This window comes from Rubrivirga aquatilis, from assembly GCF_046845665.1.
Lineage (GTDB): Bacteria > Bacteroidota > Rhodothermia > Rhodothermales > Rubricoccaceae > Rubrivirga.
Genome location: NZ_CP177355.1, coordinates 3,536,207 through 3,558,360, shown reverse-complemented (window position 1 = coordinate 3,558,360; position 22,154 = coordinate 3,536,207). Strand labels below are relative to the sequence as shown.

Genomic DNA, 22,154 nt, shown 5'->3' with positions numbered 1-22,154 from the left:
TTCGTTGCTCCTGGGTTTGTCGACCGGGCGCCCGGATCCATTCCCCCGCCCCGGCTATCTTCACAGCGTCCCCCCACCGCAGGCCATGACCGACTCCCCCGCACTTAGCCACGTCGATGACCAGGGCCAGGCCCGGATGGTTGACGTGTCCCACAAAGCCTCGTCGGCACGGACGGCGGTGGCCGCAGGCCGTGTCTTGGTCGGCGCCGACGCACTCCGGCTGATCCGCGAAAACGAGATCCAGAAGGGCGACGTGCTGACGGTCGCCTCGGTCGCCGGCGTGCTCGGCGCCAAGCAGACCTCGCGCCTGCTCCCGCTCTGCCACGACGTGGTGCTCCAGAACGTCGAGATCGAGTTCGAGCTCAACGACGACGCGGGCGCCGTCGAGGTCCGGGCCATCACCAAGACCGAAGGGCCGACCGGCGTCGAGATGGAGGCCCTGACAGCCGTGACCATCGCCGCGCTGACGGTCTACGACATGTGCAAGTCGGTCACGAAAGACATCGAGATCACCGACGTTCGACTCCTCGCCAAGAGCGGCGGACGCAGCGGCGACTACCGCCGCGGCGCCCCGCGAAACAACTAGCCCCCGCCGGGCCGTACCGACCCAGCGACACCCCCCAGACCCATGGAAGGACTTCTCGGCGCCGGCAGCCTCATCATCATCTTGGGGGCGCTCCTGTTCGGGATCGTCCTGCTCTACTTCGTCCCGGTCCGCCTGTGGATCACGGCGATCTTCTCCGGGGTCAAGCTCGGCCTCTTCCGTGACCTGGTCGGGATGCGGCTGCGGAACGTGCCGCCGGCCCAGATCGTCCGGCCGCTCATCACGGCGCACAAGGCGGGCATCCCCGTCTCGCCGCCGCTGCTGGAGGCGCATTACCTCGCGGGCGGCCACGTCCAGCAGGTCGTCAACGCGTTGATCTCGGCCGACAAGGCCAACATCGACCTCACGTTCGAGCGGGCGACGGCCATCGACCTCGCCGGCCGCGACGTGTTCGAGGCGGTGCAGGTCTCGGTCAACCCGAAGGTCATCACGACGCCGCCGATCTCGGCCATCGCCAAGGACGGCATCCAAGTCCGCGCGATTGCACGCGTGACGGTCCGGGCTAACATCGAGCGGCTCGTCGGCGGCGCGGGCGAGGAGACCATCATCGCCCGTGTCGGCGAGGGCATCGTGTCGACGATCGGCTCGTCGGCGACGCACGCCCAGGTCCTCGAGAACCCCGACAACATCTCGAAGACGGTGCTGGCGAAGGGGCTCGACAACGGGACCGCCTTCGACATCCTGTCCATCGACATTGCAGACGTGGACGTGGGCGAGAACATCGGCGCCAAGCTCCAAACCGACCAGGCCGAGGCCGACCTCCGGGTCGCCCGGGCCAAGGCCGAGGAGCGCCGCGCGGCCGCCGTCGCCTCCGAGCAGGAGCAGCGCGCGAACCTCGTCGCCGCCGAGGCCGAGATCCCCAAGGCCATGGCCGAGGCGTTCCGCCAGGGCAACCTCGGGATTATGGACTACTACAACATGAGGAACATCGAGGCCGACACCCAGATGCGGACCCAGATCGGCGGCGGGCCCGGCGAGACCGAGGAGCAGTCGTAGCGACCATTCACGAGTGGCGGGTCGTGAGGCCACGCATCCTGTGTCCCTCATGATCCGCGCGCTCTCGTTCGTCCTGCTGGCGGCCCTGGTCGCGGGTGGCGCGTCGGCCCAGGGGCTCCCCAGCCCCTACGGCCTCACGTTCCCGCGCGACGGCGACGGCCCGCTCTCGGCGCTCTTGCGTCTGCGCGACGCCGAGGCCGACTACCGCGCCGCCGGCGACTCGCTCGACTACTGGTCGCGCTACACGCAGGTCCGGGCCTGGATGGAGGCCGAGGTCGGCGCGCACCGCGACGCGCTGGCGTGGTTCGACGCGACGGGCAGCTGGCCGCGCGACTCGGTCGGCACGGTGCCCGCGGGCGCCCGCGCCGTCGAGGCGGCCGCGTACATCGCCGAGGCAGCCGAGTCCGCACAGATCGTGATGGTGAACGAGGCGCACCACGACGCGTCGAGCCGGCTGCTGACGATGGAGTTGCTGCCGCTGCTCTACGAGCGGGGCTTCCGCTACCTCGCCGCCGAGACGTTCGCCGCCAGCGACACCGCGCTCAACGCTCGAGGCCACCCGGTCGACTCGACGGGCCTGTACTCCCGCGAGCCTACGTTCGCCGCACTCGTTCGCTACGCTGCTCGGCTCGGGTACACCCTCGTTCCCTACGAGATCGAGCACGCCGATGAGCCCGAGGGCGACACGCTAAGCCGGCAACAACGGCGCGATTTCGAGCAGGCCCGCCACCTCGTGGAGCGCACCCTCGGTGTCGACCCCGACGCCCGGGTGCTCGTCCACGCCGGCTATGCGCACATCAACGAGGCCGCGACGGCGTACTGGACGCCGATGGGGCTGTACGTCCGCGAACGCACCGGCATCGACCCGTTCACCGTCAACCAGACCGCCCTGGGCGAGGCGGGCACGCCGGCCTACGAGCACCCGGCCTACCGTGCGGCCGACGCCGCCGGCCTGCTCGGCCCGTCGCCCGTCGTGATCGTGGACGCGGAGGGCCCGTGGGCGCCGACCGACGCCAGCGTCGACCTCCACGTCTTCCGTCCGCGTGCGGGCGATATCGGCGGTCGGCCCGCCTGGCTCGGGCGGTTGCCGGGCCGCGCCCGAGTCCAGATCGACGTCGCGGCCTGCCCACAGACCTGCGAAGTCGCCGTCCGCCGTCCCGGCGAGAGTGCCGAGGCCGTCCCGCTCGACCGCGTCGCCACGACCGGCGGTCCGGTGACGCTCTACGTCCCGCGCGAGCCGGTCGTCGTGGTCGTCCGCGACGGGCGGACGGGCGAGACGCTCGCCGAGCACACCCTCGCGATCACCGACTAAATGACCGACGCCGTCCTCACCGCTCGCGTGGTGGCCTTCGCCGCCCCCGCCGCCCTGTCGACCACGCAGGACGTGGCCCGGACCGTCCTGCCGCACCTCACCGACCAGGCCGACGCCGGGCTCGTCGCCGAGGAGACGCTGGCGATGGTGGCGACCGTCACGGCGCGCGCGGCCGAGGTCGGCCTGCGCCAGCGGCCCGCCGTGCTCGCGGCGGTGGGGCCCGCGCTCGCCGAGGTGCCGTACCTCTACCACGACTTCCTGCTGGGCGCCCAGGTCGTCGCCGCCGGTGGCGAGGGCGACGTCGAGCCCGACCAGTCGGTCTACGAGCGGCTCGACCGCAAGCTGGCGTTCTACACCGCGCACCTCGCGCCCGGCCGGTTTCCCGGGCCGTCGTTGCTGCGCGAGAAGCTGCCGCTGTGGATGGGCCGCGTCTCGCCGCCCAAGCTGCCGACCTCGCCCGACGCGCGGCTCGCGGAGACGGGGGTCGTGGACCTGGTCGCCGCGCACGCCCGTCTGGTGATGGCGTTCGCCCAGAAGGCAGCCGAGTCCGAGAGCTAGCGCCGCCGGGCCTGCCCGCCATCGAGGCGAGCGACCGCGCCGCCTACGGCTCGAAGCGGACCGCCGTGCCGTAGGCCAGCATCTCGGCCATGCCTGTTCCAACCATGCTGGTCGTGAACCGGACGTTGATGACCGCCTCCCCGCCAATGTCGAGCGCGTCCTGCATCATCCGGTCCAGTGCCTCGTCGCGGGCGTCGCGGAGCATCTCGGTGTAGCCGCGGATCTCCCCGCCCACGATGGTCTTGAGGCCGGCCATGATGTCTCGGCCGACGTGCTTGGCGCGGACGGTGTTGCCGTAGACCACGTCGAGGTGCTCGACGATCGTTTGGCCTGGGACGTGGTCGGCGGAGGTGATGGGGATGAGGGCGGTCGGCATGGCGGGGAGAGTGGGTGGAGATGTGTGAGCGTGTCCCGCCTACGGGCCGTCCCCCTGACGAGTGACGGTCGGAGACGACGACGCGTGTACCGACACCCCGTTACGCCCCGAACAACGCCTCGGCCTCGCCCGGGCCAGCCTCGCGCCCCTGGGGGCTGGCGGTGTCGAAGACCCGTGCGGCGCCGTCGCCCAGCAGCGTCACGCCGCCGACGATGCGGACGGCGGTGCCCTCGGGGAGTCCGACGACCGGCGCGTCGGGGTTGGCAGCCACGAACTCCGCCAGCCGTTCGGCCCGCGTCTCGCCTCGGTGGCCCGGCGGGTGCGCGTCGGTGTAGTGCGGGTTGATCTGGACCGGCACGAGGGCCAGCGAATTGAAGGACGGCGGCTCGACGATGGGCATGTCGTTCGTCGTCCGGACGGTCGGCCCCGCGACGTTTGCCCCGGCGCTCCACCCCACGTACGGCGCGCCCTTGGCGACGCGCTCGCGGACCGCGGCGACCAGCCCGAGGGCGTACATCTCGCGCAACAGGTGGAACGTGTTGCCCCCGCCTACGAACACGGCGTCCGCGTCGCGGACCGCCTGCGCCGGGTCGGCTGCGGAGTGGACGCCGGTGATCGTCAGCCCGAGGCCGTCGAGCGCGGCCGCCACGCGAGCGGTGTAGTCGTCGTAGCTGAACGTGACGGCGGCGTAGGGCACGAACGCCACGCGCCGGGCGTCGCCAATGGCCTCGGCGATCCAGTCGCGGGCGTGGGTCAGGTAGCCGGCGTCGGAGGACGAGTTGCTCAGCAGGAGGATCGGCATCGGGCGGGGTGGGGCAGAGGTGGCGCGCCCGTCTGATCACACGTCGACTTCGACGAGCAGGTCGTTTTTGGCGACGGCGTCGCCCGCCGAGGCGTGGATGGCGGCGACGGTGCCGGCGGCGGGCGCGGTCAGCTCATTTTCCATCTTCATCGCCTCCAGCACGACCACGCCCTGCCCGGCCTCGACCGCGTCGCCGGGCGCGACGAGCACGCGGAGCACGAGCCCTGGCATCGGCGCGTGGACCTCGCGGTCGGCGCTGGCGTCGGCGGTGTCGAAGCCGAACCGCTCCAGCAACAAGTCCGCGTCGGTCTTGACGTCGACGTCGATGGGCGCGCCGTCGACCCAGACGCGCGTGGCGCCGCCGTCGCGCTCGACGGTGACGGTGCGGGGGCGGCCGTCGAGGACTACGAGAGCGGTCTCGGCGGAGGGCCGGGTGCCAAGCACGGCGCGTCGCGCGTCGAGGGCGTCGCCGTCGGCGGTGAGGGCGCCGTCGGCGCGGTCGAGCGCGAGCGACTGCTCGCCGGTGCGGAGATGGAGGGGCATGGCGGGAAGATACCGGGTCGGAGCGCGCGGCCGGGGCCGCCGCGAGCCAGGAGCGCCAGCGCGCTGGATCCGGCCGGGTGGGGGAGCCAGCAGAGGGGGGCGCGTGCTCCCGACCTCTACTGTGCCGCCGCGATCCGCGCGGCTGTGGCTTGGAATGGGCGGTACGCCAGTTCCAGGTCGCGCGTCGCTCGTGAGCCGTCGTAGCGGTGGATGGCGGCGGCGGTCCGGGCCGTCTCCCGCGTGAGGTCGGGGTCGGAGCCGGTGAGCGCGGCTACGCCTTCCGACAGCGCGCCGCCCGCCAGCAGGAGCCAGCGCGGTGCGGTCTGCGTCGGCGCCTCCACCCCCAGGGCGTCGGCGAGTGTCGACAGGATCTCGGTCCACGCGAGGTTCTCGGCCGCGAGCACGTAGCGCTCGCCTGTCGCCCCCCGCTCGCGTGCGGCCCGCAGGCCCGCAGCCACGTCCTCGACGTCCACGACCGCCGTCGCGCCCGGCGGCGCGAGCGGCATCTGGCCCGCCGCCAGCCGGTCGACGATCGCCTGCGTACCCTCGCCCGCGCGCCCCGGCCCAAAGACGAGCGCCGGGTTGACGACGACGGCGTCCAGCCCCTCGGCGACCCCGCGCCGGACCTCCCGCTCGGCCTCGCGCTTGCTGACCGCGTACGCCGTGTTCTCGCGCGAGCGCGTCCACTCGGCCGACTCGTCGATGAGCCCGCCGCCGCCCGCCCGCCCGAGCGCCGCGATGCTCGACGTGTGGACCAGACGCTCCACGCCCGTCGCGAGCGCCGCGTCGACCACGTGCGCCGTGCCCTCGATGTTGACCCGGCGGAGCCGCTCCCGCGCCGATGTCCCGAACGCGACGGCCGCCGCGACGTGGTACACCACCTCGACGCCCACCATCGCCTCGGCGACGGACTCCGGGTCGGTCACGTCCCCGACGGCGTGTTCGACGGGGCTCGCGGCTGCCCCGAGCAGATCGAGCGACGACGTCGCACGGCGCAGGATGCGCACGCGGTCGCCGTCGGCCAGCAACTGGCGGACGAGCGCCGCGCCCACGAAGCCCGTCGCGCCGGTGACGAGCGCCGTCACGACAACGTCACCTCGCCCGCGTACACCGCGCGCGCACCCGTGTCGGTCGCCAGCCGGAGCGCGCCGTCGGGTGCCAGCCCCAAGACGGTCCCCGTGAGGGCGCCGCTGCCCGACGGCTCGCGCACCGTCACCGTCTCGCCGATCGACTCCATGCGTGCCTCCACGTCCGCGAGCAGCCCGGCGGGGTCGGCCTCGGAGCGGTCGAGCGCCTCCGCCAGCCGGGCCAAGATGGGGGACAAGGGCGCCAGCCGGGCCACGGGCTGCCCCGTCTCCAGCCGCAGCGAGGTCGCCGCCAGGTCCGCCGGGAAGTCCGTCTGTGCCACGTTGAGGCCCACGCCGAGCAGCACACGCGCCTCGGCCCCGCTCCACGTCGTCTCGGCCAGCACGCCCGCCAGCTTGCGCCCGCCGACGCGCACGTCGTTCGGCCACTTGAGCCGGGCCTGGACGCCCCACTGGGCGACCGCGTCGGCGACCGCGAGCCCCGCCGCCAGTGGGATCAGACCTACGCGTTGGGACGCTGGGCGCAGCACCACCGTGAACAGCAGGTTCGCGCCCGGGGCCGCCGCCCACGCCCGCCCGTGCCGCCCCCGCCCGGCGGTTTGCTCCTCCGCCACGACCACGGCTCCGTGAGGCGCTTCGGCCCACGCCGCCGCCGCGTCCATCGTCGACGAGACGGACGCGAAGTGACGGACCGGGTGGCCGAGGGGCATCATTCGAGCGCGTCGCCGCCCCGCGGGGCTCCGACCGCCTCGACGGTCCACTCGGCCCGGACGCGGCGGGGGTCGGACAGCGGCACGTCGGTCCGCGACTCGGTGACAACGCGGCGCGGCACCCAGCCCCCGGCGTGCGGCGTCAGCCCGACGACCACGCGGCTGTCCTCGTCGAACAGCATCGACGCCGCCGTGCGGTCGATCTCGATGGCGCCCACCAGCCCGCCCTCGGTAACGGCCGCGCGGACGCGGCGGACGCCGAGCTCGGAGGCCGGGTCGGCCAAGACGGCCTCGACGATCCGGAAGGCGACGCCGCCGATGGTGGTGTCGCCGACGACGCCGAGGCGATACGCCTCGCGAGCGGCGGGGTCGAGGTACGGTGGGTCGCTGGACAACGCTTGCGCCACCACGTCGCGGAGCCGGGGCGTCCCGTCGAGCGCGCCGGTGACGTCCTCCAGCGTGACGTCGCCGCTCGGCGCGACGATCACGGTCGCGCCAGCGGACGGGTCGGCCTCGACGACCAGGCGGGCGCGGTAGCCGGACGCGTCGAGCGCGGCGAAGGCGTCGGCGAAGGCGTCGCCGTCGACGGACGCCAGAAGCGCCAGCGCGGCAGCGTCGGACGGGCCGGGGACCGTGGCCGGGGCGTCGGTGCAGGCGGCGAGCAGGAAGGCGAGGGCGAGGAGGCGCACGGGCAGAGCGGGGGGCGCCGTCAGAACACGGCGGCGTCGCCACGGTTGCAGCCGCCTCCCCCGACGCCACGATGCCCTTCGACGCTGAGCGCCAGGTCGCGGAGCGGGCCGCCCGCGCCGCCGCCGACTTTATCCGCCCCCACGCCGGCGGGCTGAGCGCCGACGCGCTCCGCCAGAAGGGCGTCCACGACTACGTCACGTTTGTCGACGAGGGGGCCCAGCGGATCGTGCTGGCGGCGCTCGCCCAAGCGTTCCCCGACGGCGCGCTCGTCGGCGAGGAGGGCGCAGACGCCGGCCACGATCTCGACACCGGCCGCGTCTGGATCGTGGACCCGCTCGACGGGACGACCAACTTCTCGCACGGCGTCCCGCCGTACGCCGTCTCCATCGGCCTGCGTGTCGACGGCGTCGGCGCGGTGGGCGTGGTGCTCGACGTGTCCAGCGGCACCCTCTTCTCCGCCGCTCGCGGCGCCGGGCTGACGGTCGACGGTGATCCCGCTGCCGTCTCCCAGACGACGCTCCTACACGACTCGTTGATCGCGACGGGCGTCCCGTTCCGCGACTACCGCTACGTCGACGGCTACCTCGCGGCGTTCGAGGCCGTGATGCGGTCCACGCGCGGGATCCGCCGCCACGGCGCCGCCGCCGTCGACCTCGCCTGGGTGGCCGCCGGGCGTTTCGACGGGTTCTTCGAGGCCGGGCTCGCGCCCTGGGACGTGGCCGCCGGCGTGGTGCTGGTGGAGGCGGCAGGTGGGGAGGTCCGCGGCCTGTGGGACGGCGCCGACCCGGTGACGACGGGAGCCCTGACCGCCAGCGGGCCCGGCATCGCCGACGCGCTCGCCAGCGCCGTCGTCCCGCTCGGGACCGCCTACCGGTTCGCATCCGGTGAAACCGAGCGTTGAGCCGCCCGGCCTTTGGAGGCGCTCGCGACCGCCGATACACCTTGGACTCCCACACTGCACATGTCCGACCGACCGCTCCTCCTCGTCGCCGACGATTACCCCGAGAACCGGAAGCTCTTCGAGATCTACCTCACCCGGGTCTACGACGTGGTCTGTGTGGCGACCGCTGAGGCGGCCTATGAGCGGCTCGGCCAGGGCGACATCGCGGCGGCTCTGCTCGACATCAACTACCAGGGCGGAATGACCGGCATCGACCTCGTCCAGAAAATCCGGGCGACACCCGAGATGGCGTCTATTCCCACGATGGCCCTCACCGCCCACGCCGCACCCAGCGACCGCCAGCAGTACATCAACGCGGGCTTCGACGCCTACCTCTCGAAGCCCGTCATGCGCAAGGAAATGCTGGCGGCCGTCGAAGAGCTGCTGGCGTAGCGTGGGGCAAAGGCAGAGGGCCCGCTCGACGCGGAGTCTGCGCGTGCCCCACTGCTCCACCCTGTGTCATCCCGAGCGAGCGCAGCGAGTCGAGGGATGACAACCTGGGGGGAGCCTTGCTCAGAGACCGACTCGGACGCCTGCGCCCATCCCACGCGCTTGGAGGTGCGGCCCGCGGCCTGCAGGCGCCCGTAGCTTGCGGGCCCTCTCTTCCGACCCTCAATGGCCGACTCCCAGCTCCTCGCCGGCAAGACCGGCGTCATCTCCGGCGCCCTCGACCCCGACTCCATCGCCTGGGCGCTCGCCGAGGCCGCCCACCGCGAGGGCGCCCGGTTCGTGCTCACGAACGCCCCCGTCGCCAGCCGCTTCGGCCGGCTCGACGAGCTGGCGGAGAAGACCGGCGGCAGCCACGTCGTCTACGCCGACGCCACCAAGGGCGACGAACTGACCGACCTGTTCACGCAAGCCACCGACACCCTCGGCGGGCCGCTCGACTTCGTGGTCCACTCCATCGGGATGGGCATGAACGTCCGCAAGGGCAAGCCCTACGAGGCGCTCAACTACGACTGGTACCACCGCTCGCTCGACATCTCGGCGATCTCGCTGCACCGCATGGTGGCCGCCGCGCTCGAAGCCGACGCCGTCGCCGACGGGGCCTCCGTGCTCGCGATGAGCTACATCGGCGCCCAACGCGTGTTCTCGGAGTACTCCGAGATGGGCGACGCCAAGGCCTTGCTGGAGTCGATCGTCCGGTCCTACGGCTACCGGCTCGGCCAGCGCGGCATCCGCATCAACGCCGTCTCGCAGAGCCCCACCAAGACGACCGCCGGCGGCGGCATCGCGGGGTTCGACGCCATGTTCGACTTCGCCGAGAAGGTCGCCCCGCTCGGCAACGCCGACGCCGCGAGCTGCGCCGACTACTGCGTGACGCTCCTGAGCGACTACACGCGGATGGTCACCATGCAGACGCTCTACCACGACGGCGGCTTCTCGTCGATGGGCATCTCGGACGCGCTCGTCGAGGGCCTGACCGACATGAAAATCCGCGAGGATGGCTAGCCGATGACCGGGCTGCCCGACGACCTCTGGCGGGCGGCCAGTCTCGTGGCGCTGGCGGTGCTGTTCGTCGGCGCCGGCGTCGCGCATTTCGTCCGGCCCCGGATGTTCGAGGCCATCGTGCCGCGCTGGCTGCCCGCGTGGCTGCCATCCGCGCGCACGCTCGTGGTCGTCAGCGGCGTCGCCGAGATCGCGGGCGGTGTCGGGCTGCTGATTCCCGGTCTCCGGGCGGCGGCGGCGTGGGGGCTGGCGGCGTTGCTTGTCGCCGTCTTCCCGGCCAACGTCGAGATGGCGCGCGACTGGCCCCGGTTCGCCTCGCTCGCGCCGAGGTGGGCGCTCGTGGCGCGGCTCCCGCTCCAAGCCGTACTTATCGCGGCGGTACTGTGGGCCGCCGGCGTGTGGGGATGAATCTCGGGAGCGGGTAGGGGAGAGGGGACCCGCGCACGCCGCTGGCGGGTCTCGTCGCGCCCCGGCCCGATCGCTCATGCCCCGCCTCTCTCTTCTCGCGCTGCTGTTCCTCGCCTTCGCCGGGTGCCGCGGTGATGCCAGCGACGGCGTCGAGGCGCCCGGCCCGCAAGCGGATGTCGACGTGCGCGGGGTCCGAGCGGAGATCACGCTCGACCCCGCGACGCTCGCGCTCGACGGCACGGTCGCGCTGACGATCACCCACCCGCCGTCGCTGGTGTCGCTCGTGCTCGGGCTCGACGACGTGCTGGAGGTGGCGACCGTCCGCGTCGACGGCGAGGGCGTGCTGTTCGTCCACGACGGCGACGCGCTGCGCATCCCGCTCTTCGACCCCGCCGTGTCGGTCGGCGACAGCGCGTCGGTCGTGGAGGTCGTCTACGCGGGCACCCCGCAGGCCGGGCTCTACGCCGACGACGCCGACGGCGCCCGCGTCGTCTTTACCGACGGCTGGCCCGACCGCACCGCCGGCTGGCTGCCCGGCGTGCACCACCCGTCCGACCCCGCGCGCCTCGACCTCACCCTCGACGTGCCCTCCCAATTCGAAGTCGTCGCCAGCGGGGCGCTCGTGTCCGACGACGTGTCGGCCGGCCGCCGCCGCGCCCGGTTCGTGCTCGACGGCGACGCGCCGGTCTACACCTTCGCCTTCGCCGTGGGCGACTTCTCGATCACCGAGCAGACGGGCGTCGTGCCCATCCGCCACGCCCTGCTGGCGGGCGACGTAGCGCTCGCGGACCGGCTGGGGCGGACGCCCGCGATCCTCGAGGCGCTCGCCGGGATGCTAGGCGAGTACCCGTACGCCTCCTACGCGACGGTCCAAGTGCCGATGGCGTACGCGGGGATGGAGAATGCGGCGGCGCCGTTTCTGCGCGCCGACCTCTACAGCGAGACGCTGCCCGGCAGGGTGGCGGTCGAGGAGGTCAACGTCCACGAGGTCGTGCACCAGTGGTGGGGGAATGCCGTCGTCCCGGCCGACTGGCGCGACCTGTGGATCGCCGAGGGCGCGGCCACCTTCTTGACGACGGCGCTCTACGACACGCTCGACGGCCGGGACGCGGGCCGCGCGTTCCTCACCCTGATGTCGCGCGCCATCGGTGGCGCCGACGCCGACCGCCGCCTCGTCCCCGCCAGCTACGCCGACCCGGCCGACGTGCTGTCGCCGACGGTCTATCAGAAGGGCGGGTCCGTCTTCTACTTGCTGTCGCTGGCGCTCGGCGAGGAGGTGTTCTACCCCGCCCTGCGAGCCGCCGCCGCCGACTTTGCCGACCGCCCGCTCTCGACCGAGGCCTTCCGCGCGTCGCTGGAAGAGACCTCCGGCCGCGATCTCGGCCCCATCTTCGACGTTTGGGTTTGGGGCGAAGGCCGTCCAACGCTCCGCACGCGGTGGGACCGAGACACGCGCACGCTGGCGTGGGAGATCGAGGGCGACGACGGCTCGCTCGCGGGCCTGCCCTTCGAGTTGCGCATCGCCCAGGGCGACGACGTCTGGTTCGTCCCGGTGACGGACGGCGTGTTCACCCCGCCCGGCGACGATCGCCCGGACGTGGAGCCCGTCGGCGTGCTGCTGAAGGTCCGGCGCTGAGGGACCCCACCGTCACCGACTCGCTTCCGCGCCGGCTGCGCACGCCAGCAGCAGGCCGGGGCACCGGTCGGCCTCGTACACGAACCGGTCGGAGCGGATGGCCCCGGCGATCGCGCCGACCTCGGCGCCAGCCGCCGCGCCCAGGACGGCCCCGAAGAGGGGCGTGTAGGTGAGGGTTCCGTTCCCGTCGAGCGTGCCCATCCACGTCCCCAAGAGCCCCCCCACGGCGACCCCGATGCCAATGCCCTGTAGCGCGCCGAGGCCGTCTCGGCGGAACGCGATCGCCTCCACGTCCGCCGTCGGCGCCGACCGCGACTCGCCCGTCTTCTTGTCCACCCACGTGGTGACGTCCGGCGCGACGTGGAGCGACCGGACTTGGCGGCCCCGCTCGCCGACGAGATGGATGACCGGGTGGCCGCTCTCCGCGCGGCCATTCACCTCCATCCGTGTCGACGTCGCGGAGAGGTCCACCACGCGCGAGGTGGTGCAGCCGGTGAGGAGCACGAGGGCGAGTAGGAGGGAGGAGCGCATCGACTGAGGGGAGTGCTCAAGGTGTGGAGACTCGGGGCGCGGATCCCTGGTCCGTTCGCACTACCCGGCTTTGAGACCGGCGACCTTGCGGGTGTCCCCCCGATCGACCCGTGATCCGACTTTTCCTGGCCGACATCGACGGCTGCCTCAGCGAGCCCTACGTCCCGTTCCGCCTGGACGGCTTCCGCCAACTCCGCGCCTGGGGCGAGCGCGCGGCGACGGACGACCGCTACCCCCACGTCGGGATCTGCTCGGGCCGCTCATACGCCTACGTCGAAGCAACGGCGCAAGCCCTCGCCCTCGGCGGGCCGGCGCTGTTCGAGAGCGGCGGCGGGCGGTTCGATCTCGCCGCCGCCCGCATCACCTGGAACCCGGCGCTCGACGCCGCCACCGAGGCGGACCTGGCGACCTGCCGCGCGTTCCTGTTGGCGGAGGTCGTCGGCCGGTCCGAGACAGTTTCGTACGACTACGGCAAGCGGTCGCAGGCGGGCATCGTGAGCCCGGTCGTCGGCGAGTGCGAGACGTTCCTGCCCGAGATCGAGGCGTTCGTGGCCGCGGCGGCGCCGGAGCTGGTCGCCTACCACACGCCGTACTCGGTCGACGTGGTGCCTCGGGCGCTGACCAAGGTGCAGGCGCTGCGGTGGCTGGCGGCGGCCGAGGGCGTCGGGCTGGAGGCGCTGGCGTTCATCGGCGACACCAACGGCGACGCGGCCGCGATCGCGGCGGCCGGGCTCGGCTTCGCGCCCTCGAACGGCTCGCACGACGCGCGCGCGGCCGCGAACACGGTGACGGAAGGTGCCGTGCTCGACGGCGTGCTGGAGGCCTACCGCGCCTGCCTCCGGCACAATGGCGTCGCGGACTAAGCGCCGCGGGTGTCGCGTTGGCGTGACGCCAGCGTACGCTGTTTGTGGGCGGCACGTCGTCTGCCGGCGCCCCGTTCGATACCTTCGGCCCGTCCCCCCGCCCCCCATGGTCCGCCTCCTCGCCCTGTTCCTGCTCGTCGCCGCCCCGGCCGCCGTCGCGCAGGCCGACGGCGACACGTTCGCGGCCGACCGCACGGTGCCCGACGACCTCTACGACGTCGAGGCGGCTCCGGCGTTTTACGTGATCGGGCCGGGCGCGACGGTGCGCCAGCGACCCGAGGCGGGCGCCCCGGCCGTCGTCACTCTGAGAACGCGAGCGGGTGTCCGCGTGCTCGACACGGTCGGCGACTGGAAGTTGGTGCAGGCCGACGACGTGCGGGGCTACGTCCCCGCCAGCGCGCTGTCGAACATTTGGATCCGGGTCGACAAGAGCGAGCGGACCACGTTCGTGTACCGGGGCGCCGAGCTGCTGCGGACGCTGCCCGCCGACGTGTCGGTCAGCCCCGAGGACAAGGTGCGCCGCTCGCGCCGCGAGGAGCTCGACCAGTACCGCATCCCCGAGGGCACGTTCTACGTGACGCGCCGGAACCCCAATTCGAGCTACTACCGCGCGTTCGTGCTGAGCTACCCGGGCCCGGTTCACGCGGCGCGTGGGCTGTCGGACGGCATCATCACGCCCGCTCAGTACCAGACCATCCTGCGTGCCGACGCCGAGGGCCGCGAGCCGCCGATGGGCACGCCGCTCGGTGGCCTGATCGAGATCCACGGCCACGGCTCGGGCCGAGGCCGCGCCTGGACGCGCGGGTGCGTCGCTTTGCGTGATGTGCACATGGACGAGCTGTGGGCCTACGTCGAAATCGGGACGCCGGTCGTCATCGAGCCGTAGGTCGGGGTACCGGGGGGCAGCGACCGAGCGACGCCGCGTCCGCGTGCACTCGCCTCGGCGACGATGGGGGCGGACCGGACGGCGCTGTGCTGGCGGCCCTCGCCGAACCCTGCTTGCTGTTCGCTGGCTCCCTGATCCCCAAATCCTGGCGCAACACGGGCCGGGCGGGGGTCGTACCTCGCCAAACCGATCCCGCACACCGATGACCGCCCTCCGCACGGCCCTCGCCGGCCTCCTCGCCCTGCTGGCGTTCGCCGCCACCGGCCCCGCCGCCGCCCAGCCCGCCGACCTCACCCTCGAGACCGGCGACGGGCCCGTCTTCCGTGTCACGATCGACGGCATGATCGACAACGCGCTCGCGTCGTACGTGGACCGAGCCCTCGCCGATGCCGAGGCCGCGGGGGCCGCCGCCGTCGTCTTCCGCATCGACACCTTCGGTGGCCTGCTCGATGCGGCCGACCAGATCCGCAAGTCGATCCTGTCCAGCGAGGTCCCGACCGTCGCCGTCATCGACCGGAACGCGGCCTCGGCGGGCGCGCTGATCGCGTACGCCAACGACCGGATCGTTTTCGTCCCGGGCGCCTCGATGGGCGCGGCCACGGCCGTCAACCAGACCGGCGAGTACGCGCCGGAGAAGATCCAGAGCTACACGCGCGGGCTCATGCGGGCGACCGCCGAGGCGACGGGCCGCGACCCCCAGATTGCCGAGGCGATGGTCGACGAGCGGATTTCGATCCCCGGCGTCGTCGCCGAGGGCACGCTGTTGACGGTCTCCTCCGACGAAGCGCTGGCGCTCGGCATCGCCGACGCCGTCCTGCCCTCGACCGACGCCGTCGTGGACGCGCTCGGGCTGGCGGAGCGCGAGCAGACGCCGCACGCGGCCACGCGCGCCGAGCAGGTGCTCCGCTTCTTGGGCTCGCCCGTGCTGGCCTCGCTGCTGCTGATGATGATGATGGGCGGGCTGTACTTCGAGATCCAGACGCCGGGGGTCGGGTTCGCCGGGGCGATCGCGCTGGTCGGGGCCGCTCTGTTCTTTGCGCCGCACTACCTGCTGGGGCTCGTCGAGAGCTGGGAGATCGCGCTCTTCGTCGTGGGGGTAGGTCTGCTGCTGGCCGAGGTGTTCGTGACGCCGGGGTTCGGCGTGTTCGGCATCGCCGGCCTCGTGCTCGTACTCGCCGCGCTGCTGGTGGCCCTGATCCCCAACGTCGGGTTCAAATTCCCCAGCGACGGCGAGATCGCCCGCGCCACAACGACGCTCGCCGCCGCCCTCGTGCTGCTGGTCCTCTTCACGATGTCGCTCGGCCGGATGCTCCCCCGCTCCGAACGGCTGAACCGGCTGGTGCTGGCGCCCGAGCTCTCCGCCGCCGACGGCTACACGTCCGCCGACCTCGGCGCCGACCTCGTCGGCCAGATCGGCACCGCCCTCACGTCGCTCCGCCCGTCCGGGACGGCCGACGTGGACGGCCGGCGCGTCGACGTCGTCTCGGAGGGCGGGTTCGTCTCGGCGGGCGCCTCGGTCGAGGTGGTCCGCGCGCGCGGCGCGGTCGTCGTCGTCCGCGAGGTCGCATAGGGCACGCACGCGTGCCCGTCCCTAGGTTGCCGTTATGGAACTGCTGGTCCCCGTCGCGCTCATCCTGGTCGGCCTCGCGCTCGTCGTGGTCGAGGTGACCGTCGTGCCCGGCCTCAACGTGGTCGGTGTGGCGGGCGTGTTGGGGGCGGCCGTCGGCGTCGTCATCGCGTTCGTCGAGTTCGGCGTGGCGGGCGGGCTCGGCGCGCTGGCGGCGACCGTCCTCACGGCGTGCGGCGTCGGGTATGTGCTCTACGAAACTGGCGCCTGGGACCGGTTCATCCTGTCGGACAGCCTGCGTCGCGACGCCGACGCCGACGCGCTGGAGTCGGAGTCGCGGGCGCGGCTGCTGGGCCAGACAGGCGTGGCGATCACGCCGCTCCGACCGGGAGGCGTGGTCGAGCTAGACGGCGTCCGTGTGGAGGTGGAGACGGAGGGCTCGTTCGTGGCCGCCGGGAGCCGAGTCCGCGTGGTCGCGCTGGACCGCCGCCGCGTGCTCGTCCGCGCCGACGCGACAGCGTAGGGCCGCTCGGGCAGCGGGGGCGGCCGGCGGTGTGGCGGCCGTGCACACTCTGGCCGTCGGCGCGCCGTTCGTGCCCTGGCGTCCCGGGAACGGAGGCGTAGTTTCTCCGCACACCAGCCCCCTGACCGTCCGGCCCTTCCGCTACTCCGCATTTTTCGTCCCGACTCTGGTCTCGATGCGTACAGCGCTGCCGGTCCGTCTGTGTCTCGCCGCCGCCCTTCTTGGGGCTGGCGTGCTTTCTGGTTGCCGGCCCGGCACCGCGCTGCACAGCCGCTACAACAACTTCCGGGCGTACTACAACACGTACTACAACGCCACCCGGTCGCTGGACAGCGGCGAGGAGGCGCTGCAGCGGCAGGCCGTCACGCTCGACCGGAACGCGCTGGTGTCGGTCTTCCCGGCCACCACGGCCGGATCGACCTCGGGCCCGTTCCAGGACGCCATCGACAAGAGCGCGGAGCTGCTGCGCAACCGGCCGACCTCGAAGTGGGCCGACGATGCCCTCCTGGTCATTGGCAAGGCCTACTTCTACCAGCGCAACTTCGCGGGCGCGGAGCAGAAATTCAGAGAGACGCTGGCGGCCTCCGAGGCGGCCGGCGACCGTCGGCTGGGCGATGAGGCCCGGTTCTGGCTCGGCCGCACCTTCGCCGCCGCCGACCGCTTCGAAGAGGGCGTCGGCGTGCTCGAAGAGGGGCTGGCGGCCGAGGGCGGAGACCGCCGTTGGACGGCCCGCATGCAGCTCGCGCTGGGCGAGCTCTACGCGCGTGCCGGTCGGTGGGAGGAGGCCACCGAGGCGCTCCTCGCGGGGGCGCCGGCCGAGGACGACGCGGATGTCGCCGCCCGTGCCTACGTGCTGCTGGGGCAGGTCGAGGAGCACGTCGGGCAGTGGGACGAGGCGGCGGCGGCGTATGCGGAGGCGTTGTCCCGCAAGCCGGCCTACGAGCTCGGCTACGCCGCCCGCGTTAACCGGGCCCTCGTGATCGGGCTGTCCGCGGACCGCCCGGCGGACGGGCTCCAGATCATCCGGGACATGCGGGGCGACGACAAGAACTACGAGCGGCGCGGGGAGCTGGCCCTCGTCGAGGCCCGCTTGCGCGCGGCCTCCGGCGAGCCCGACCGCGCGTACCGGCTTTTCCGGTCCGTGCTGTACGACGAGGAGCTCAACGGGCGGGTGGTCGCTGGCGAAGCGCATTTCCGGCTCGGCGAGTTCTACCGCGACCAGCGCAACGACTTCGTCCGCGCGTCGGCCCACTTCGACTCGGCCGCCACCGCCGTGCGCGCCCCCGGCCCCGAGGTCCGCCCGGCCGCCGGGGCGTTGCGTCGAGTCACCGAGCAGGCGCGCATCTACGCGACGCTCGCAAGCGCGGCCCGCCAGATCGCCGAGACGGACTCGCTGCTCGCGCTCGGCGCGCTCTCTGAGGCCGAGTTCCAGACACGCATCGCGTCCATCGAGGCCGAGCGGCTCCGCGTGTATCGCGAGGAGCAGCGACGGCTGCAGGCGGCTCGGACGGCCGCCGCGTTCTCCGGCTCCGGCGCCGGCTCCTTCGATGATGGATCGGAAGGCTCCGGACAGTCCGGGCGGGTCCCCGTCCCAGGCGAGACGGCGGGCACGCCGGGGCAGGGCGGGGACGTCGGTTTCCTCTCGTACCGCTCGCCGACGTCGGTGCAGGCGGGCCTCATCTCCTTCCAGCAGGCCTGGGGCGACCGCCCGCTCGTGCCCAACTGGCGCCGCCGCTCGGCCGTGCAGGCTGGCGATGTGGTCGCCGCCCGGGGCGTCGTCGGGGCCGAGACCGGCGGGTTCGAGGTCGGCGAAGGGCCCCCGCCGCTCGACCTGACGCGCGTGCCCCGAACCCCGGAGAAGCGCTCCGAGCTGGTCACCGGCCTCGCCTCGCTCCGCTACGAGCTGGCGAACGCCTTCTTCCTCTCCCTCGGCCGTGCCGACACGGCCGCAGCCCTGTACCGCTCCATCCTCGACGAGACCCCAACGCTCCCGGTGGCCGTCCGTGCGCAGTATGCGCTGGCGGAGATCGAGCGGGCCGCCGGTCGCGACGAGGCCGCGCGTCCGTACTACGAGGCCGTCGCCGCGGCGGACACGCTGGCGCTGGGCCGCGCCTCGCGCATCCGGCTGGGGTTGGAGAGCCCCGAGGAACTGGCCGAGGCGGAGTCGGCCGCGCCAGAGGCCTCGCCGGTCTACATCGCGGCCCGCGCCCGCTGGGCGGCCGGTGACCGGATCGGCGCCGCGAGCGACCTGGTGGCCCTCGGAGATGCCGACCCGGATGCGGCGGGCGCGCCCCGCGCCTACCTCGGCGCGGCCATCGCCCTGCTGGAGTGGGCCGACGGCGACTCGCTGCGGCTTGCCCAGCCGCTCCCGGATTCGCTCCAGTCCTCGCTGCTCCTCGCCCTCGCCGACTCGCTCTCGCGGGGTGCCCCGGTGACGGCGGTTCCCCAGCGTGCACCGGCCACTCAGCCCGCGCCGAGGGTCGAGCCGGAGCGACGGGCGCCGGCGGTGTTGGAGGAGATCGAGGAGCGGGTCCTCGACACCGGCAAGCGCATTCCCGGACGGGCCCGGCAGGAGACGTCCGCCACCCAGCGGCCGGAGCCGACCGAGCCACCCATGCCAGAGGCCATCGAGGAGGCGCCGGATCTCGTTGAGTCGCCGCCGGTCACCTCTCCACCGGTCGCTTCCCCACCGGTCGCCCTGCCGCCGCCGGCGGCCGCGCGCGCGCCCGTCTCCGTCGACTCGGCCACGTTCACGCTCCGCCACCACCTTCAGGCGCTGGCGGCCCGCTACGCCCAGACGCCGTACGCCGCCCGCGCCACGGCGCTCGTCAACGGCCTCCCCGTTCCGCCTCCGCCGCCCGCCCCTGCTGTCGACTCGACGGCCATCCCCCTCCTCCAGGACACGCCAGCTCCCGACCCCACGGACTTGGCGGAACCGTCGGACGACGACCTTCTGACGGACCTGCCGCGTGACGAAGACAGCGCGCAGGGTCCGGCGCCGCTGCTGGAGGTCCCTGGCTTGCGGGGTGCCGATCCGGTCGAGCCCGGAGGTGACGGGTATACGTGGCAGGTCCGCTCGTTGTCGATTCCGACCGAGGGCGCGCCGATGCTGGACGTGCTGACCGGCGCGGGCTATCGCGCGGCCATCGTCCGGGAGTCCGACACTGGCGCCTATGCGATCGTTATTGGCCAGTTCGACTCTGAGGCGCAGGCCACGACCGCTCAGGGCGCCTTGCCGGCGTGGGCGCAGCTCCGTGGAACGATCAAGCCGCTGGCCGACTTCGAGGCCGCTCAGGGGGCCGTCGTGGACGACGAGAGCCCCGCCGAGGACTTCTAGGCGACCGCTGTCCGTTCGCCGCTCGGAACCCCCTCCCGAAGGGTCGGGTACCGCCCCCCTTTGCTCTGACCGCGCGGGCAGGACCGCGCCCCCGAATGCCCTCCGTACCCAAGAACCCCCGCGACGGCAGCAAGCGCCCCGACGGCAACAAGCGTCCGCGCCTGTCGCTCGGGACGTTCTACCTGTTCGTCCTCATCGCCCTCCTCCTCCTCGCCGTCCAGACGTTTCTGACGGGCTCCGGCGGGGCGACCGAGGTCGACTACTCCGCCTTCCTCGAACAGCTCGAAGCGGGCGACGTGGAGACGTTCGAGGTCCAGGACCGCGTCGACATCCGAGGGACGTACACCGAGGAGGCCGTCGCCGAGGGCCGCGTCGAATCCGCGCCCCCTGAGCCGTCGTTTGGCCGGACGCCGGACGAGTCCGCCGCACGCCGCTTCCGGACGACCAAGCCCGACGACCACGACCTCACCGACTTCGTCACCGGGGTGAACCAAGCTTTGGTGGCCGCCGACCGCGAGCCCGTCGAGTTCCAGGCCGACTACACGTCGTCCGTCTGGAGCGGCATCCTGTCTTGGGTCCTGCTGATCGGCCTGTTCGCCGTCTTCTGGATCTTCATCCTGCGCCGCATGGGCGGCCCGGGCCAGCAGGTCCTCAACATCGGCAAGAACAAGGCGACGCTCTTCGACCAGACCGAAGGCGCGCCCATCACGTTCGAGGACGTGGCCGGGCTCGACGAGGCCAAGGAGGAAGTCGAGGAGGTGGTCCAGTTCCTCAAGGACCCCCAGCGGTTCACCAAGCTGGGCGGCAAGCTGCCCAAGGGCGTGCTGCTCGTCGGGCCGCCCGGCACGGGCAAGACGCTGCTGGCGAAGGCCGTCGCCGGCGAGGCGGGCGTCCCGTTCTTCAGCCTGTCCGGCTCCGACTTCGTCGAGATGTTCGTCGGCGTCGGCGCCGCGCGCGTCCGCGACCTGTTCAAGCAGGCCAAGGAAAAAGCACCCTGCATCATCTTTATCGACGAGATCGACGCCGTCGGTCGGAGCCGTGGGCGCGGCTCCATCATGGGCGGCAACGACGAGCGCGAGAACACGCTCAACCAGCTGCTCGTCGAGATGGACGGGTTCAACACCGACAAGGGCGTGATCCTGATGGCGGCCACCAACCGCCCCGACACGCTCGACTCGGCGCTCCTGCGCCCGGGCCGCTTCGACCGCCAGATCCTGATCGACCGGCCGGACCGCCGCGAGCGCGCGGCCATCTTCAAGGTCCACACCGCCAACCTGACGCTGTCGCCGAACCTCGACGTGGAGCTGCTCGCGGGCCAGACGCCCGGGTTCGCAGGCGCCGAGATCGCCAACGTCTGCAACGAGGCCGCCCTGCTCGCGGCTCGCGACGGAAAGGAGTCCGTCGAAATGATCGACTTCGAGCGGGCCATCGACCGGGTGATCGGCGGGCTCGAGAAGAAGAACAAGCTCATCAGCCCCGAGGAGAAGCGCATCGTCGCCTACCACGAGGCCGGGCACGCCGTCGCCGGGTGGTTCCGCGAGCACACCGACCCCGTCGTCAAGGTGTCCATCGTGCCCCGCGGGATGGCCGCGCTCGGCTACGCGCAGTCGCTGCCCCAGGAGCGCTACCTCTACACGCGCGAGGCGCTCGTCGACCGGATGGTGATGACGATGGGCGGCCGGGTCGCCGAGGAGATCATCTTCGGCCAGATCACGACCGGCGCGCAGAACGACCTCGAGAAGATCACCAAGATGGCCTACGCCATGGTCGTCGACTACGGGATGAGCGAGGAGATCGGCTACGTCTCGTTCAACCTGTCGGGCCAGCGCGACCAGCCCCAGTTCAACAAGCCGTTCTCCGAGGACCTCGCCCGCCGCATCGACATCGAGGTCAAGCGGATCATCGAGGACGTCCGCGTCCAGACGCGCGAGCTGCTCGACGAGCGGGCCGACGACATGGAGCGGCTGGCGCAGGCGCTGCTCGAGAAGGAGGTGCTCAACGAGAACGACCTCAAGGAGGTGCTCGGGCCCCGCCCGTATGCGCGCCCCGAGCACGAGGTCGGCGTGACGGCCGAGGGGGAACCGGTAAACCTCCCTCCGGGACCGGCCTCGCCGGCGTCCGAGGGCGATGGGGTGGCCACCGACGCCCCGCCCGTGGCCGACAATTCCGGCCCCGACACTGTGCGCGAGTAGCGCCAGCCAAGACGACGGATGCCCGCTCGTCGCGGCTTTGTACGTCAGCCCGTAGGCGAGCAAGAACCGTGGATGAGATGGATGTCGGAGCCTCGGGCGAGGCGGGCGACGTAGAGACGCGTATCCACGACCATACGCGGCCGGGA

At 72.6% G+C, this 22,154-nt stretch carries 22 protein-coding genes; 15 read left to right on the top strand and 7 right to left on the bottom strand.

The genetic code is table 11. The features are described 5' to 3' along the window. Window positions 1-85 precede the first annotated feature (85 nt). From moaC to ACLII4_RS15810, 4 genes are read left to right on the top strand one after another with little or no spacing between them, the layout of a single operon-like run. A complete protein-coding gene (gene moaC / locus ACLII4_RS15825) occupies window positions 86-586 on the top strand; it encodes a cyclic pyranopterin monophosphate synthase MoaC (RefSeq protein ID WP_412068359.1) in 501 nt (166 codons plus the stop codon). Between the two features lie 42 nt (window positions 587-628). Next, window positions 629-1,600 carry a flotillin-like protein FloA gene (gene floA, locus ACLII4_RS15820; RefSeq protein WP_412068358.1) on the top strand — a complete coding sequence of 324 codons (972 nt, stop codon included), beginning with the start codon at window positions 629-631 and terminating at the stop codon, window positions 1,598-1,600. Window positions 1,601-1,649: 49 nt separating this feature from the next. Further along, the gene (locus tag ACLII4_RS15815; protein ID WP_412068357.1) at window positions 1,650-2,912 is read left to right on the top strand and encodes a hypothetical protein; all 1,263 of its coding nucleotides are present in this window, start codon (window positions 1,650-1,652) and stop codon (window positions 2,910-2,912) included. Next, a complete protein-coding gene (locus ACLII4_RS15810; RefSeq protein ID WP_412068356.1) occupies window positions 2,913-3,470 on the top strand; it encodes a hypothetical protein in 558 nt (185 codons plus the stop codon). 43 nt (window positions 3,471-3,513) lie between these two features. Here the strand turns inward: ACLII4_RS15810 and ACLII4_RS15805 are convergent, their stop codons facing one another. The 6 genes from ACLII4_RS15805 to ACLII4_RS15780 all read right to left on the bottom strand — a co-directional run bounded on the left by ACLII4_RS15805 (window position 3,514) and on the right by ACLII4_RS15780 (window position 7,675). Continuing rightward, window positions 3,514-3,846: a YbjQ family protein gene (locus ACLII4_RS15805; protein WP_412068355.1), complete on the bottom strand. Its 333-nt coding sequence runs from the start codon at window positions 3,844-3,846 to the stop codon at window positions 3,514-3,516. Window positions 3,847-3,946: 100 nt separating this feature from the next. Continuing rightward, window positions 3,947-4,648 carry a dipeptidase PepE gene (gene pepE, locus ACLII4_RS15800; protein WP_412068354.1) on the bottom strand — a complete coding sequence of 234 codons (702 nt, stop codon included), beginning with the start codon at window positions 4,646-4,648 and terminating at the stop codon, window positions 3,947-3,949. Window positions 4,649-4,684: 36 nt separating this feature from the next. After that, window positions 4,685-5,191 carry a biotin/lipoyl-containing protein gene (locus ACLII4_RS15795; RefSeq protein ID WP_412068353.1) on the bottom strand — a complete coding sequence of 169 codons (507 nt, stop codon included), beginning with the start codon at window positions 5,189-5,191 and terminating at the stop codon, window positions 4,685-4,687. Window positions 5,192-5,307: 116 nt separating this feature from the next. Then, entirely contained in the window at window positions 5,308-6,276 is a 969-nt protein-coding gene (locus ACLII4_RS15790) for an NAD-dependent epimerase/dehydratase family protein (RefSeq protein ID WP_412068352.1), read from the bottom strand. Further along, the gene (locus tag ACLII4_RS15785; protein WP_412068351.1) at window positions 6,273-6,989 is read right to left on the bottom strand and encodes a biotin--[acetyl-CoA-carboxylase] ligase; all 717 of its coding nucleotides are present in this window, start codon (window positions 6,987-6,989) and stop codon (window positions 6,273-6,275) included. The genes ACLII4_RS15790 and ACLII4_RS15785 overlap by 4 nt, the downstream gene beginning before the upstream one ends. Then, the gene (locus tag ACLII4_RS15780; protein ID WP_412068350.1) at window positions 6,986-7,675 is read right to left on the bottom strand and encodes a hypothetical protein; all 690 of its coding nucleotides are present in this window, start codon (window positions 7,673-7,675) and stop codon (window positions 6,986-6,988) included. Before ACLII4_RS15780 ends, ACLII4_RS15785 begins: the two co-directional genes overlap by 4 nt. A gap of 71 nt (window positions 7,676-7,746) precedes the next feature. On the opposite strand from ACLII4_RS15780, the gene ACLII4_RS15775 reads away from it, so the two are divergent. The 5 genes from ACLII4_RS15775 (at window position 7,747) to ACLII4_RS15755 (ending at window position 12,109) form a co-directional block, all read left to right on the top strand. Further along, window positions 7,747-8,577, top strand: coding sequence for an inositol monophosphatase family protein (locus ACLII4_RS15775; protein WP_412068349.1), 831 nt, complete (start codon window positions 7,747-7,749; stop codon window positions 8,575-8,577). Window positions 8,578-8,637: 60 nt separating this feature from the next. Beyond that, window positions 8,638-9,009: a response regulator gene (locus ACLII4_RS15770; protein WP_412068348.1), complete on the top strand. Its 372-nt coding sequence runs from the start codon at window positions 8,638-8,640 to the stop codon at window positions 9,007-9,009. Window positions 9,010-9,231: 222 nt separating this feature from the next. Then, window positions 9,232-10,068, top strand: a complete 837-nt coding sequence (locus ACLII4_RS15765; protein WP_412068347.1) for an enoyl-ACP reductase — start codon at window positions 9,232-9,234, stop codon at window positions 10,066-10,068. A 3-nt stretch (window positions 10,069-10,071) separates the two neighbouring features. Next, complete coding sequence (locus ACLII4_RS15760; RefSeq protein ID WP_412068346.1) at window positions 10,072-10,473, top strand: DoxX family protein; 402 nt, start codon at window positions 10,072-10,074, stop codon at window positions 10,471-10,473. A 76-nt stretch (window positions 10,474-10,549) separates the two neighbouring features. Next, window positions 10,550-12,109 (top strand): M1 family aminopeptidase, encoded by a 1,560-nt coding sequence (locus tag ACLII4_RS15755; protein ID WP_412068345.1) that lies wholly within the window; start codon window positions 10,550-10,552, stop codon window positions 12,107-12,109. Between the two features lie 12 nt (window positions 12,110-12,121). Here ACLII4_RS15755 and ACLII4_RS15750 read toward each other — a convergent pair whose 3' ends face one another. Beyond that, window positions 12,122-12,640, bottom strand: coding sequence for a hypothetical protein (locus ACLII4_RS15750; RefSeq protein WP_412068344.1), 519 nt, complete (start codon window positions 12,638-12,640; stop codon window positions 12,122-12,124). 110 nt (window positions 12,641-12,750) lie between these two features. On the opposite strand from ACLII4_RS15750, the gene ACLII4_RS15745 reads away from it, so the two are divergent. The 6 genes from ACLII4_RS15745 (at window position 12,751) to ftsH (ending at window position 22,008) form a co-directional block, all read left to right on the top strand. Continuing rightward, window positions 12,751-13,503, top strand: a complete 753-nt coding sequence (locus ACLII4_RS15745) for an HAD family hydrolase (RefSeq protein ID WP_412068343.1) — start codon at window positions 12,751-12,753, stop codon at window positions 13,501-13,503. Between the two features lie 106 nt (window positions 13,504-13,609). After that, complete coding sequence (locus ACLII4_RS15740; protein WP_412068342.1) at window positions 13,610-14,389, top strand: L,D-transpeptidase family protein; 780 nt, start codon at window positions 13,610-13,612, stop codon at window positions 14,387-14,389. 202 nt (window positions 14,390-14,591) lie between these two features. Beyond that, the gene (locus ACLII4_RS15735; protein WP_412068341.1) at window positions 14,592-15,959 is read left to right on the top strand and encodes an NfeD family protein; all 1,368 of its coding nucleotides are present in this window, start codon (window positions 14,592-14,594) and stop codon (window positions 15,957-15,959) included. A 34-nt stretch (window positions 15,960-15,993) separates the two neighbouring features. After that, window positions 15,994-16,479 (top strand): NfeD family protein, encoded by a 486-nt coding sequence (locus tag ACLII4_RS15730; protein WP_412068340.1) that lies wholly within the window; start codon window positions 15,994-15,996, stop codon window positions 16,477-16,479. A 175-nt stretch (window positions 16,480-16,654) separates the two neighbouring features. Beyond that, window positions 16,655-19,816 (top strand): hypothetical protein, encoded by a 3,162-nt coding sequence (locus ACLII4_RS15725; RefSeq protein WP_412068339.1) that lies wholly within the window; start codon window positions 16,655-16,657, stop codon window positions 19,814-19,816. 95 nt (window positions 19,817-19,911) lie between these two features. Further along, window positions 19,912-22,008 (top strand): ATP-dependent zinc metalloprotease FtsH, encoded by a 2,097-nt coding sequence (gene ftsH, locus ACLII4_RS15720; RefSeq protein ID WP_412068338.1) that lies wholly within the window; start codon window positions 19,912-19,914, stop codon window positions 22,006-22,008. The last annotated feature ends 146 nt before the right edge of the window (window positions 22,009-22,154 follow it).

Coding starts and splice junctions, on each gene's coding strand:
- ACLII4_RS15785 (WP_412068351.1), bottom strand. CDS start 6,989: ATGATGCCCCTCGGCCACCCGGTCCGTCACTTCGCGTCCGTCTCGTCG.
- ACLII4_RS15750 (WP_412068344.1), bottom strand. CDS start 12,640: ATGCGCTCCTCCCTCCTACTCGCCCTCGTGCTCCTCACCGGCTGCACC.
- ACLII4_RS15735 (WP_412068341.1), top strand. CDS start 14,592: ATGACCGCCCTCCGCACGGCCCTCGCCGGCCTCCTCGCCCTGCTGGCG.
- ACLII4_RS15725 (WP_412068339.1), top strand. CDS start 16,655: ATGCGTACAGCGCTGCCGGTCCGTCTGTGTCTCGCCGCCGCCCTTCTT.
- ACLII4_RS15810 (WP_412068356.1), top strand. CDS start 2,913: ATGACCGACGCCGTCCTCACCGCTCGCGTGGTGGCCTTCGCCGCCCCC.
- ACLII4_RS15775 (WP_412068349.1), top strand. CDS start 7,747: ATGCCCTTCGACGCTGAGCGCCAGGTCGCGGAGCGGGCCGCCCGCGCC.
- floA (WP_412068358.1), top strand. CDS start 629: ATGGAAGGACTTCTCGGCGCCGGCAGCCTCATCATCATCTTGGGGGCG.
- ACLII4_RS15795 (WP_412068353.1), bottom strand. CDS start 5,191: ATGCCCCTCCATCTCCGCACCGGCGAGCAGTCGCTCGCGCTCGACCGC.
- ACLII4_RS15765 (WP_412068347.1), top strand. CDS start 9,232: ATGGCCGACTCCCAGCTCCTCGCCGGCAAGACCGGCGTCATCTCCGGC.
- pepE (WP_412068354.1), bottom strand. CDS start 4,648: ATGCCGATCCTCCTGCTGAGCAACTCGTCCTCCGACGCCGGCTACCTG.
- ACLII4_RS15740 (WP_412068342.1), top strand. CDS start 13,610: ATGGTCCGCCTCCTCGCCCTGTTCCTGCTCGTCGCCGCCCCGGCCGCC.
- ACLII4_RS15755 (WP_412068345.1), top strand. CDS start 10,550: ATGCCCCGCCTCTCTCTTCTCGCGCTGCTGTTCCTCGCCTTCGCCGGG.
- ACLII4_RS15815 (WP_412068357.1), top strand. CDS start 1,650: ATGATCCGCGCGCTCTCGTTCGTCCTGCTGGCGGCCCTGGTCGCGGGT.
- ACLII4_RS15805 (WP_412068355.1), bottom strand. CDS start 3,846: ATGCCGACCGCCCTCATCCCCATCACCTCCGCCGACCACGTCCCAGGC.
- ACLII4_RS15770 (WP_412068348.1), top strand. CDS start 8,638: ATGTCCGACCGACCGCTCCTCCTCGTCGCCGACGATTACCCCGAGAAC.
- ACLII4_RS15760 (WP_412068346.1), top strand. CDS start 10,072: ATGACCGGGCTGCCCGACGACCTCTGGCGGGCGGCCAGTCTCGTGGCG.
- moaC (WP_412068359.1), top strand. CDS start 86: ATGACCGACTCCCCCGCACTTAGCCACGTCGATGACCAGGGCCAGGCC.
- ftsH (WP_412068338.1), top strand. CDS start 19,912: ATGCCCTCCGTACCCAAGAACCCCCGCGACGGCAGCAAGCGCCCCGAC.
- ACLII4_RS15730 (WP_412068340.1), top strand. CDS start 15,994: ATGGAACTGCTGGTCCCCGTCGCGCTCATCCTGGTCGGCCTCGCGCTC.